Origin of the sequence: Achromobacter agilis (assembly GCF_900496965.1) — a bacterium.
Taxonomy (GTDB): domain Bacteria; phylum Pseudomonadota; class Gammaproteobacteria; order Burkholderiales; family Burkholderiaceae_B; genus Achromobacter; species Achromobacter agilis.
This window is the reverse complement of record NZ_UFQB01000029.1, coordinates 1-12,215: the sequence shown is the minus strand read 5'-3', so window position 1 is coordinate 12,215 and position 12,215 is coordinate 1. Positions and strand designations below refer to the sequence as shown.

Below are 12,215 nucleotides of genomic sequence, written 5' to 3'. Positions count from 1 at the left end.
TTACTCCTGGGCCAGCGAGGCCAGTGCTTCGCGCGCGCGCGCCAGCAAGGCGCCCGCTTCGACTTGCGCGCCGGCCGGCGCGGCCGCCACGGCCACACCATCGATCACCGCGGCATAGCCTTGCTGCCCGTCAGCCTGCAGCACCGTCTCCGCCGGTTCCGATTGCAGGCGGCGCATCAGCGCGCCGGCTTCCTTCGGGTCGGCGAAACGCTGCGACAGCAGCAGTTCCTCGCCGTCGGCGGCCAGCAGGCGGAAGCGGAAGCCGCCGTCTTCGTCGCGGAAGCTGACGAAGCGCGCGCCCTTGCTCTTTTCCTTCTTGGCCGGCGCGCCCTTGCCGCCCGCGGACGCGGCTTCCAGGTTGCGCAGGCCCACGGCCTGGCGCAGCTCGTGCATGAAGGGCGCCGACAGCTTGCGGGCCTTGGCGGCGCCTGCCTGCAGGATGTCTTCGATGCGGCCGGGGTTGGCCATCAGGTCGAAGTACTTCTCGCGCATGGGCGCCAGCAGGTTCTCCAGGTGATCGTAGAGGGCCTGCTTGGCGTCGCCCCAGCCCAGCCCGTCTTCCAGCTGCTTGCGGAACGCCGCGGACTGCGCCTGCGTGGCGAACGCACGGTAGATCGTGTACAGGTGCGAGTTCTCGGCGTCCTTGGGTTCGCCGGGCTGGCGCGAATCGGTCACGATGCGCATCACCGAGGCGCGCAGCGCGCTTGCGCCGCCCTCGAACAACGGAATCGTGTTGTTGTAGCTCTTGGACATCTTGCGGCCGTCCAAGCCCGGCAGCGTCGCCACTTCTTCCTCGATCACCACCTCCGGCAACGTGAAGTAATCGCGGCCGTACAGGTGGTTGAAGCGCTGCGCGATGTCGCGCGCCATCTCCAGATGCTGGATCTGGTCGCGGCCTACCGGCACCTTGTTCGCGTTGAACATGACGATGTCCGCCGCCATCAGCACCGGATACGAGAACAGGCCCATGGTGACGCCGTCGTCCGGCTCTACGCCCTTCGCCTCGTTCTGGTCCACCGCCGCCTTGTACGCGTGCGCCCGGTTCATCAGGCCCTTGGCCGTGACGCAGTTCAGCATCCAAGTCAGTTCGGGGATCTCGGGGATGTCCGACTGGCGGTAGAAGGTCACGCGTTCGTGGTCCAGCCCCACCGCCAGCCAGGTAGCGGCGATTTCAAGGCGCGAGCGCGCCACACGGGCGGGGTCGTCGCACTTGATCAGCGCGTGGTAATCGGCCATGAAGAAAAATGCGTCCACGCCGGGCTGCGTACTGGCCTGGACGGCGGGGCGGATCGCGCCCGCGTAGTTGCCGAGGTGGGGGGTTCCAGAGGTGGTGATGCCGGTAAGGACGCGGGTATTCATGAGGCGAAGATGCGTTTGGGGGAAAACACCCAGTGTAACGTGCCGGGCGGCCGCGGCGCCCTCGCCGCTACAGAACGGCCAGCACCGGCGCCGCCAGCGCGCACAGGCCGCCGGCGGTCAATGCGGCGCGCGGCCGGAACGTCAGGAACCAGATCAGCAGCAGGCCGGCGATGCTGAGGATGCCGATCCATTCGACCGTGCCGTAGCTCCAGCCCCAGACCGCCGCCGAGGCGCACAGGGACAGGCCCAGCGCGATCCAGCCGAACGCCCGCAGCGGCACGCGATGCCGCCGCGGCAACGCGCGGTCGAAGAGGTCCTCGTAGTGGCGGTCCATTCCCAGGCACAGGGCGGAGAAGCCGGCGTAAGCCAGGCAGAAGGCGGCAAGCGTCATGGCGTATCACCTCTCGGTTCGTAGGCAGCCTGCGAAGGCGCCGGTTGGGACGGAACGCGCGGCGCGGCGGGATGGCCCTTGGCCTGCGCCTTGCCAGCCCGGGCCGCTTTGCGGGCCATCCAAGCGAGCAACAGCGCGCCGGCCAGGCAAGTCAGGTCGAAACCCGCCATGACCCAGTCGCCCGCCGGCAGCGACACGCCCAGATGGCGCGAGGTCGTCAGCGCATTGACCACGGGCACCAGCGCCAGCGCCGCCGCGCCGGCCGCGAGCAGGTCGCGCCACTTGCGTTGCTGGAACAGGAACGCATAGACGAGCGACAGGCCCCAGCCGGCGAAGAAAGCGCGCACCTCCCAGACCTGCCGGCCGGCCATGTCCGCGGGCAGCAGGCGGTTGGCCCAGAAAAAGGCCGCGACCGAGATGAACAGGCCCGCGATGGTGCCGGCGTTGAGCGCATCCACGAGGCGCAGCGAGAACGCCTCGCGGGCTCCCGGACGCGCCTTCTGGCGGCGCTTGGCGATCCACAGCACCAGGCCCGAGCCCACCATCCCCGTGCCCGCCAGGCTGACCAGGAAATAGAGCCAGCGCAGCAGCGGCGCGGCGAACAGGCCCAGGTGCAGGCCGCTCACCACGCCGGCCGTGCGCACCGTGGCGCTGAGCTCGTCCTCGCCTTCCAGCAGCTTGCCGCTCACGCCGTCCAGGCGCATGTAGGGCGCCAGGCGGCCGAACGAGACGCCGTCGGCGGCGTCGCGCACCAACGTGACGGTCGCGCCGGCATCGCCGGGGTGGTTGACGACGACGCGGCCCACGCGGCCCTGCCAATGCTGCTGGGCCTGCTCTACCAACGGCGCGAGCGGCAACAAGGGCGCAGGTTCTTTGCGAGAGGGCGTGACCTTGAAGGACTTGAAGACTTCGTCGGTGTACTGGCGCGGGCTTTCATAGACGGCCTGGATGCCCGCCGGCATCAGCATGGTCATGAACAGCACCAGGCCGCTGAAGGTGATCATCAGGTGGAACGGCAGCCCCAGCACCGACAAGGCGTTGTGGCCGTCCATCCAGGCGCGTTGACCGCCTTTTTTTGGCCGGAACGTAAAGAAATCCGCGAATATTTTCTTGTGGGTGATGATGCCGCTGATGATCGCCACCAGCATGAACATGCCCGCGATGCTGGCCAACCATCGGCCCCAGGGAAATGCGGTTTCGAGCTCGAAATGGAATCGGTAGAAGAAATCGCCGCCGCGCGTCTCGCGCGCGGTCACCGCCTGCCCGGTGGCGGGGTCCAGCTTGGCCCGCACGAAACCGCGCTCGCCCGGCTTGGGCTTGGGCACCTGATAGAGCAGTTGAATGAGGGGCTCGCGGTCCGAAGGGGGAGTGATGAACCAGCGGGTGGCATCGGGCGCGTGCGCGTCGAGGTAGCGCTGCGCCGTCGCCACGGCCTGCGCGGCGGGCACGGGCTTCGCGTCGATCTCGGGCTGCATCCAGTGCGTGATCTCGGGACGGAAGAACGCCAGGGTGCCGGTCAGGAACATCGCGAACAACACCCAGCCGAAGATCAGCCCCGACCAGGTATGCAACCAGGACATGGACTGGCGCAGGCCTTCTTCGCCCTGCGCCTTGCCACCCTGCCCTTTTGTCCGTGCCCCCGTCATGCCACCCCCATCGTGCGCCCGGCCAGGAACAGGAAGCCCAACAGGGCGGCCGGCATCAGGATGCCGGCCCAGGCGCGCCAGGCGTTGCGCGTGGCGAATACCCAGATCACGCCGCAGGCATAGAACACAAAGGACAACATCTGCGCCGTCACCACCGCGTCCGGACGCCGCATGGGCAGCCAGACCGCCAGGCAGGCCGCGGCCGCGGAGGCCAGGAGATAGCCGCCCAGAATGGCGGCCGCCGCCCGGGAAAAGACGGCGAGGCGGTAGCGCATCATGCCTGCGCCGGCAGCGGGAGCTTTCACTGGGACACGTTGAAGGTCAGGGTGGATACGTAGCGGATCTTGGCGTAGGTCTTGCCGCCGGCCTCGCCCGCCTTGTCTTCGACGTGGGCGGCTTCCAGCACGTATTGGCCCGGCCAGGGCGTCGTGATCTCGATGCGGCCGTTCTCGTCGCTATGGAAACGCTTTTCCCATTTGGGCGGGCCGAACACGGTGACTTCCGTCTTGGCCAGGGGCTTGCCCTTGAACTGCAGCACGAAAGCATTGGCGCCCGCGGCGGCCGGCACGAGCTCCAGGTCCAGCTTGGCGGCGGTATCTTCGCGGCCGGCCTTGGCGCCGTACTGCACCAGGGTGTCCTTGAACTGATAGGGCTGGCGCAGGCGCACGTCGCCCTTGCCCGCCGCCGCGAATTCGATGAAATCCACGCCATCGGCCGAGGCCTTCAATTCCTTGCCGTCGGCGCCCGTCACCACGGGCGAAATCATGATTTTGCCGAGCAGACCGTCGCGCTTCTCGCGCAAATCGTCCGCCCACTCGCCGAAGTATGCCTTGGCCGGCCCCTGGGCGCTGCGTTCCAGCCAAACGAAATGCGCCTGCGCAGCGCCCGCCGCGCCCAGGAGAGCGATGGCGGCCAAAGTCCTTGCGAATGCCATTATTGATTTTCCTTTAGTCGAGGCGCCTGGCCGGACCCTGCCCCGCGGCAGGATCCGATTCGGCTGAGCTTAAATTATAACCATTCTCAATACGATATGAGAGAAAATGCCTGCCCTACCAGCGGTACCTCAGGCTGGCCCTGATCGAGCGTTGATAGCCGTACCAGCACCAGGAATCCCCCGCGCACGAGGCGATGTACTCCTTGTCGAACAGGTTCTGCACGTTGAGCGCCACCTGCATGCCTTTCAGCGAAGGCGAGGCGCGGCCCAGGTCATAGTCCAGCATCAGGTCGAACAGCGTGACCGAGGGAATCTTCAGGGAGTTGGTCTCGTCTCCGTACGACGAACCGATATAGCGCACGCCGCCGCCCACGCCCAGGCCCGCCAGCGGGCCTTCCTGCAACTGGTAGCGCGCCCAGGCGGAGGCCTGTTGCGACGGCACGCCCACCGGCGTCTTGCCTTTCAGATTCAGCCCCGCCACGCTGGGATAGGCCTTGGAATACTCGTTGTCCATCAGCGAATACGCCGCCACCAGCGTCAGCCCGCGCAGGGGCTCGGTCTTGGCTTCCAGCTCGATGCCCTGCGTGCGCAGTTCGCCCGCCTGGATGGAGCAGCGTCCGCCCGTCGTCCCGCAGATATGGGCGGGATCCGGATCGGTGGTCGTCATGTTCTCGCGGCGGATATCGAAGGCGGCCGCCGTCAGCATCGTGGCGCTGCCCGGAGGCTGGTACTTGATGCCCACTTCGTACTGCTTGCCCTCGATCGGCTTGAACGGCGTATTGTTCCAGCCCGTTCCCGATTGCGGCTCGAACGATTCCGAGTAGCTGAAGTACGGCGCCACGCCGTTGTCGAAGTTGTAGATGACGCCCAGCCGGCCCGAGAAGGCCTCGGCGTCCAGCTTCGAAGGCGCGACGCGGCCGGTCGCGAGCGTGGTGGTTTCGCCGACGGTGCGCGACCAATCGTAGCGCCCGCCCAGCAGCACCGACAGGCGGTCGATCCGGATCTGGTCCTGGAAGTACAGGCCCGTCTGGTATTGCTTGGAGGTGGCGTCGGTGGAGAACGCCGGCACGGGAATGTGCTGGCGGTTGTCCGGATTCAGCACGTTGAGCGCCGGCGCGGTGCCGAACCCGGACAACGTATCCGTCTTCACGTGCTGGTAATCGAGGCCCAGCAGCACGGTGTGATCGAAGGCGCCGGTGTTGAAGCGCGCCTGCAGGTTATTGTCGAGCGTCAGCGCCCCCACGTCGACGTCGGTCGCGATCGACGAGCGCTGCTGGTACAGGTAGGTGTTGTCCGTATAGCCGTAGTTGCTGGTCATCGCGCCGTAGACGCTGCGGTACCGGGCTTCGGCGTGCGTCCAGCGCAGGCTTTGCGACGCCTTGAAGGTGTCGTTGAACCGGTGTTCCAGCACGTAGCCCAGCGAATAGCTCTTGCGGTCGCTTTCTTCGAAGTTGGCATCGCCGTCGTAGTAGTCCGCCGGCAGGCGGATGCCGTCCGGCGCCGAGCGCAGCGTGCGCATGGACGAGACGCTGCCATACGAGCCCATATCGGGGTCGTGCTGGAAATTCGTCAGCACCGTGAGCGACGTGTCGCCATTGGGCCGCCACGTGAAGGCCGGCGACACGAAGTACCGGCGCTCCTTGGTGTCCTTGACCTGGCCGTCGGACATATAGCCCGAGCCAACCAGCCGGTACAGGTACTTGCCTTCGCCGTCCAGCGCCCCGCCGAAGTCGAAGTTGGCGCGGCGGTAATCGTAGTTGCCGACCTGCACTTCGACTTCGCGCAGCGTCTCATCCAGCGGGCGCTTGCTGACCTGGTTGACCACGCCGCCCGGGCCGCCCTGCCCGTACATGACCGACGCCGGCCCCTTCAGCACGTCCACGCGCTCCAGGCGGTAGGCATCCACCTGCGGCAAGGCGTCGCGGCCGCCGAACACCCGCAGTCCGTCCAGGTAGGTCGAGGCCGAGAATCCGCGCACGCTGAACTGGTCCAGCCGCGTAGCCGTGGCGCCGCGCGTCTCCGTCGCCACGCCCGCGGTATAGCGCAGCACCTGGTTCAGCGTCTGCGCGCCCTGCTCCGTCATCTGCTCGCGGGTGACGACGGACACGGACTGCGGCGTCTCGATCAGCGGCGTGTCGGTCTTGGTGGCGCTGGCGCTGGCCGTGGCCACGTAGCCCACCGTCGGCGCCAGCGCGCTGTCGGACATGCCCGACACCGTCACGGGCGCCAGCGTCGTCGTGTCGCCCTCGAACGACGACGCCTGTACCAGGGTCCAGCTGTTGCCCGACTGTGCGCGCGCCTGCAGGCCGCTGCCCGACAGGAGGCGGGCAAACCCGGCGCTCACCGAATAGGCGCCGTCCAGGCCTTCCGAGCGGCGGCCACGCACCAGCGCGGGATCGAACGACAGGACTACTCCGGCGCCGCGCGCGAACTGCGTCAAGGCGTCGGCCAGCGGCCCCGCGGCGATCTGGTAGCTGCGCTGCGCATTGGCGGCGGGAACGGATTGCGCCCAGGCCTGCGGCATGCCGGCGGCGAACGCGCCTGCGCAGGTGGCGGCCAGCACGGCCAGGCGGCCTGCGGTCAGGGATGCGCGCAAGCGCGAGTGGAGTGAAGCGGACACGAAACTCTCCCAGTACGGTGATGTCTATTCCTGCTTTCCGCACGGGATCCGAAAACCTGCAAGGTGCAGGCCGGGAAATTTGTAACGGTCAGATGTCGCGGGGCCCCACCCACAACAAGTACTGCGTGTGCCGCGTTACGCTGATGGGCAAGGCGGCCTCCAGCGCCTTGAGCGCGCGCTCGGCGTCGTCCAGCGGAAAGACGCCCGACAGCCGCAACCCGGCCACCGCCGGGTCCACACGGATCATGCCGACCCGTTGGCGGGCCAGGTAGCGCGCGAAATGGTCCAGGCGCCAGTCCTTCGCCACCACCATGCCGTCGACCCAGGCCAGCCCGTCCCGATCCGAGGCCTCGCGGCCGATCTCGCCGCCATCCGAGAACGTCAACCGCTCCCCCGCCGCTGCCAGCGTCGTCGCGTCCGCGCGCAGCAGTTGCACACTGCCTTCGTAGACGCTCATGCGCGCCCCCCGTCCGTGCGCCGCAGGTCAAAGCGCGCGGTGTCGGCGCGCAACTCGCCGTAGCCGGCATCCACGCGCAGCGCGGCGACGCCGGGGCGCGATTCGGTGTGCACCAGCATTTCGCCGCGCAGCAGATCGATGCCGCGGGCCTCGCGCTGCAGGTGCAGGCGCACCGCGCTATCGCTGTTCAGGGTGATGTGCAGTCCGTCGGCCAGCTGCACGGCGCGCCGCTCGCCGATGCGGGTGCTCAGGTCCGCGGCCAGGCGCTGCCAGGGCGCATGGCGGTAGCCCGCCCAGCCGGTCATGGCGGCGCCCGAGACCGCCAACAGTCCGCGCAGGACCGCCCGGCGGCCCGCCGATTGCGGCGCGGCCAGCGCCGCGTGCGCCAGTTCGGAAGGCACGCGGCGCGCATCGCGGCCGATGCGCTGGAGCCGGTCCCAGGCCTGGCGATGCGCGGGATCCTGCGCCAGCCAGGACTCGCACGATCGGCGATCGTCCGCGCCGGCCACGCCCGACTGCAGCCGGACCCACCAGGCTATCGCCTGGCTCACCACGGCATCCGGCGGCGCGCCGCCCGCGCTATCCATAGAAGGCCGCATAGCAGGCGGATATCGCGCGCACCATGTATTGCTGCACGGAACTCAGGGATACGCCCAGGCGTTCGGCGATTTCGGGATAGGTCAGGCCATCCAGCTGCGACAGCAGGAAGGCCGAGCGCGCCTTGGGCGGCAAGCCATCCAGCAGGCGGTCGAGTTCCGCCAACGATTGCAGCTGCTCGGCCTGCGCTTCGGGGGAAGGCGCATAAGCCTCGGGGATGGCCGCCAGGTAGGCAAGGTAGGCGCGCTCGAGCGCGGCGTGCCGCCGGTGGTCCACCACCAGGCCCCGGGCGATCGTGGTCAGCAGCGCCCGGGCATCACAGGCGCGCACCGCCTTGCGGCCCTGGATCACGCGGACGAATACGTCCTGCGCAAGGTCTTCGGCGCGATGCTCGCACCCCAGCCGGCGGCGCAGCCATCCGAACAGCCACGGACGGTGATCGCGGTACAGGCCATCGACGGGTGCGGCCGAGGCGTCCGCGCGCGGGGCCGAAGAGGACAGGAAGGGGGAAGGCACGGTTGAGACTGCGGCGCTGGACCAGAAGTCTCAAAATCTTAATTGATAATGACTTGCATTACTAATTCTATCCGCCCGCCGCCCGGAAAATCCGGGCGGATGCGGCATAACTACAACGACACGGTCTGCCGGCGTTCGGACTCGAGGTATTCTCGCGACTGCATTTCGAGAATGCGCGAAACGGTGCGGTGGAACTCATTGGCCAGCGCGCCTTCCGTGTAGATCTCTTCAGGTTCGCATTCGGCCGACATAATGAGCTTTACGCGATGGTCGTAGAACACGTCGATCAGCCAGGTGAAGCGGCGCGCCTCGGATGCCTGGCGCGGCCCCATCCGGGGCACGCCGGACAGGATCACCGCGTGGAAACGGTTGGCCAGTTCCAGGTAGTCGTTCTGCGAACGCGGACCGCCGCAAAGCGTGGCGAAGTCGAACCACACCACCGAGCCCGCAAGCGCGAGCGCACGGATTTCGCGGTGTTCGATGTGCAGCACCGGTTCCTGGGGCGGCGTATCGGCCAGCGTGTCGAAGGCCTTCTGCAGCGCCTGCTGGGCATGCTCATCCAGCGGCGTGTGATAGCACTGCACCTGCTCCAGCGAACGGCGGCGGTAGTCGACGCCGGCGTCCACGTTCATGACGTCCATGCGCGCCTGGATCAGCTTGATCGCGGGCAGCACGCGGTCCCGGTGCAGGCCGTCGGTGTACAGCGTGGACGGCTCGTAATTGGACGTCATCACGAATGACGTGCCGTATTCGAACAGCTTGAGCAGCAGACGGTGCAGGATCATCGCGTCCGCCACGTCGGACACGTGGAACTCGTCGAAGCAGATCAGGCGGTAGCGCTTTGCCACCCGCCGGGCCACTTCGTCCAGCGGATCCTGCATGCCCTTCACTTCTTCCAGCTCGCGATGCACGCCCCGCATGAATTCGTGGAAGTGCAGGCGCGTCTTGCGCACCACGGGCACCGTGGCGTAGAAGGCGTCCATCAGGAAGCTCTTGCCCCGCCCCACCCCGCCCCACAGGTACACGCCGCGCGGCACGTCAGGGCGGTTCAGCAGTTTCTTCAGCGCGTTCGAGCGCATCGATTTGAACCTGACCCAATCGTCGTAGTAGCGCTGCAGCCGGTCGATCGCCAGCTTCTGGGCGCTGTCGGGCTTGTAGCCGCGTTCGGCCAGGGCGTGTTCGTAGTATTCGCTGACGTTCATGTGGGAAAGCAGGTAAGAAGCAAAATGAAAAAAGGGCGGATCCGTGAACCCGCCCCCGTCTTGCATCGGCTACGCGTCGATCAGAAGTTCAACGCGCGCTTGTCCACGGCCAATGCGGCTTCCTTCACGGCTTCCGACAGGGTCGGGTGAGCGTGGCAGATGCGGGCGATGTCTTCGGCGGCGCCGCGGAATTCCATGATGGTCACGGCTTCCGAGATCAGCTCCGAGGCCATCGGGCCCACGATGTGCACGCCCAGGACCTCATCGGTCTTGGCATCGGCGATCACCTTGGCGAAGCCGGTGGTGTCGCCCAGCGCGCGGGCGCGGCCGTTGGCCAGGAAGGGGAAGCTGCCGGCCTTGTACTCGCGGCCTTCGGCCTTGAGCTGCTGTTCGGTCTTACCCACCCAGGCGATTTCCGGCGACGTGTAGATGACCCACGGCACGGTGTCGAAGTTGACGTGGCCGTGCTGGCCGGCGATGCGCTCGGCAACCGCCACACCCTCTTCCTCGGCCTTGTGCGCCAGCATCGGACCGCGCACCACGTCGCCCACCGCCCAAACGTTCGGCAGGTTGGTCTTGCAGTCGCCGTCCACGGCCACGAAGCCGCGCTCGTCGAGCTTCAGGCCCACGGCGTCGGCGTTCAGGCCGCCGGTGTAGGGCACGCGGCCGATCGAGACGATCAGCTTGTCCACCACCAGCTTCTGCTCGGCGCCCTTGGCATCGACGTAGGGCACGGTCACCGACTTGGCAGTGGCCTTGATCTCGCCGATCTTGACGCCCATCTGGATGTTCAGGCCTTGCTTGGTGAAGGCCTTGAGGGCTTCCTTGGCCACTTGCTGATCTGCGGCGGCCAGGAATTCCGGCATCGCTTCCAGGATGGTGACTTCGGCGCCCAGGCGGCGCCACACGCTGCCCATTTCCAGGCCGATCACGCCAGCGCCGATCACGCCCAGTGTCTTCGGCACAGCGCCGATGTTCAGCGCGCCGTCGTTGGACAGCACGACCTTTTCGTCGAACGGCAGGCCCGGCAGTTCACGCGCCGACGAGCCGGTCGCGACCACCACGTGCTTGGCAACCAGATCGGCTTCGGCGGTGCCGGTGACCTTGATGGCCCAGCCGCCTTCCACCTGGCCGGTGAACGCGCCCTTGCCATGGAAGAAGGTGACCTTGTTCTTCTTGAACAGGTACAGGATGCCGTCGTTGTTCTGCTTGACCACCGTGTTCTTGCGGCCGATCAGCGTGTCGAGCTTCAGGCTGACGCCCTTGACTTCGATGCCGTGCTCGGCGAAGTGGTGGTTGGCCTGTTCGAAATGCTCGGACGATTGCAGCAGCGCCTTGGACGGGATGCAGCCGACGTTGGTGCAGGTGCCGCCGGGGGCCGGGCCGCCTTGGCCGTTCTGCCACGCGTCGATGCACGCCACCGACATGCCGAGTTGGGCCGCGCGGATGGCGGCGATGTAGCCGCCGGGGCCGGCGCCGATCACGACGACGTCAAATTGTTGGGACATAGTGTTCTCGCAGTGAGGTATTGAGTGAAACACGCCCCGCCCTGCGGGCCGGCTGGAAGCCGGCCGGGGCGCCGCCGCGGGCGCCGGGCCGGGGCGTCGAGATTACAGGTCCAGCAACAGGCGCTGCGGATCTTCCAGGGCGTCCTTCATGGCGACCAGGCCCAGCACGGCTTCGCGGCCGTCGATGATGCGGTGGTCGTAGGACAGCGCCAGGTAGTTCATCGGGCGGATGACGATCTGGCCGTTTTCCACCACGGCGCGGTCCTTGGTGGCGTGCACGCCCAGGATGGCCGATTGCGGCGGGTTGATGATCGGGGTCGACAGCATCGAGCCGAACACGCCGCCGTTGGAGATCGAGAACGTGCCACCGGTCATTTCTTCGATGCCCAGCTTGCCGTCGGCAGCGCGGCGGCCGAAGTCGGCGATGGTCTTTTCGATGTCGGCGATGGACAGCTGGTCAGCGTTGCGCAGGATCGGCACGACCAGGCCGCGCGGGCTGCCCACGGCGATGCCGATGTCGAAGTAGCCGTGGTAGATGATGTCCTTGCCGTCGATCGAGGCGTTGATCAGCGGGTACTTCTTCAGGGCTGCTACGGCGGCCTTGACGAAGAACGACATGAAGCCCAGCTTGATGCCGTGTTCTTTCTCGAACTTGTCCTTGTACTTCGCGCGCAGGTCGATGACAGCCTGCATGTTGACTTCGTTGAACGTCGTCAGGATCGCGTTTTCCTGCTGCGATTGCAGCAGGCGTTCGGCGATGCGGGCGCGCAGGCGGCTCATCGGCACGCGCTGTTCCGGACGGCCGTCCAGCGACAGCGTGGTCGGGGCGGGAGCGGCGGCGGGAGCGGCGGCCGGAGCGGCCTTGGCGGGCGCGCTGGCGGCCAGGGCGTCGCCCTTGGTGACGCGGCCGTCGCGGCCGGTGCCGGCAACGCTGGCGGCGTCCACGCCCTTCTCGGCCAGGATCTTGGCAGCGGCGGGCGAAGCC

At 67.3% G+C, this 12,215-nt stretch carries 12 protein-coding genes; all 12 read right to left on the bottom strand.

Annotation, left to right across the window (positions count from 1 at the left end):
* Entirely contained in the window at window positions 1-1,359 is a 1,359-nt protein-coding gene (locus AGI3411_RS25755) for a tryptophan--tRNA ligase (RefSeq protein WP_129530160.1), read from the bottom strand.
* 67 nt (window positions 1,360-1,426) lie between these two features.
* Complete coding sequence (locus tag AGI3411_RS25750; protein WP_129530159.1) at window positions 1,427-1,750, bottom strand: DUF3325 domain-containing protein; 324 nt, start codon at window positions 1,748-1,750, stop codon at window positions 1,427-1,429.
* The gene (locus tag AGI3411_RS25745) at window positions 1,747-3,396 is read right to left on the bottom strand and encodes a PepSY-associated TM helix domain-containing protein (protein ID WP_129530158.1); all 1,650 of its coding nucleotides are present in this window, start codon (window positions 3,394-3,396) and stop codon (window positions 1,747-1,749) included. Before AGI3411_RS25745 ends, AGI3411_RS25750 begins: the two co-directional genes overlap by 4 nt.
* A complete protein-coding gene (locus AGI3411_RS25740; RefSeq protein ID WP_165359279.1) occupies window positions 3,393-3,674 on the bottom strand; it encodes a DUF3649 domain-containing protein in 282 nt (93 codons plus the stop codon). The genes AGI3411_RS25745 and AGI3411_RS25740 overlap by 4 nt, the downstream gene beginning before the upstream one ends.
* A gap of 23 nt (window positions 3,675-3,697) precedes the next feature.
* Complete coding sequence (locus tag AGI3411_RS25735; protein ID WP_129530156.1) at window positions 3,698-4,330, bottom strand: DUF4198 domain-containing protein; 633 nt, start codon at window positions 4,328-4,330, stop codon at window positions 3,698-3,700.
* A gap of 115 nt (window positions 4,331-4,445) precedes the next feature.
* Window positions 4,446-6,854 carry a TonB-dependent siderophore receptor gene (locus AGI3411_RS25730; RefSeq protein WP_129530208.1) on the bottom strand — a complete coding sequence of 803 codons (2,409 nt, stop codon included), beginning with the start codon at window positions 6,852-6,854 and terminating at the stop codon, window positions 4,446-4,448.
* Between the two features lie 184 nt (window positions 6,855-7,038).
* Entirely contained in the window at window positions 7,039-7,407 is a 369-nt protein-coding gene (locus AGI3411_RS30470) for a FecR family protein (RefSeq protein WP_244240455.1), read from the bottom strand.
* Window positions 7,404-7,994 (bottom strand): DUF4880 domain-containing protein, encoded by a 591-nt coding sequence (locus tag AGI3411_RS30465; protein WP_244240454.1) that lies wholly within the window; start codon window positions 7,992-7,994, stop codon window positions 7,404-7,406. The genes AGI3411_RS30470 and AGI3411_RS30465 overlap by 4 nt, the downstream gene beginning before the upstream one ends.
* Complete coding sequence (locus AGI3411_RS25720) at window positions 7,987-8,520, bottom strand: sigma-70 family RNA polymerase sigma factor (protein ID WP_129530155.1); 534 nt, start codon at window positions 8,518-8,520, stop codon at window positions 7,987-7,989. Before AGI3411_RS25720 ends, AGI3411_RS30465 begins: the two co-directional genes overlap by 8 nt.
* A 110-nt stretch (window positions 8,521-8,630) precedes the next feature.
* Window positions 8,631-9,722, bottom strand: a complete 1,092-nt coding sequence (zapE, locus tag AGI3411_RS25715; RefSeq protein ID WP_129530154.1) for a cell division protein ZapE — start codon at window positions 9,720-9,722, stop codon at window positions 8,631-8,633.
* Window positions 9,723-9,802: 80 nt separating this feature from the next.
* The gene (lpdA, locus tag AGI3411_RS25710; RefSeq protein ID WP_129530153.1) at window positions 9,803-11,230 is read right to left on the bottom strand and encodes a dihydrolipoyl dehydrogenase; all 1,428 of its coding nucleotides are present in this window, start codon (window positions 11,228-11,230) and stop codon (window positions 9,803-9,805) included.
* 102 nt (window positions 11,231-11,332) lie between these two features.
* Window positions 11,333-12,215, bottom strand: an 883-nt coding sequence (odhB, locus tag AGI3411_RS25705) for a 2-oxoglutarate dehydrogenase complex dihydrolipoyllysine-residue succinyltransferase (protein WP_129530152.1), incomplete at its 5' end; no start/stop codon positions are given.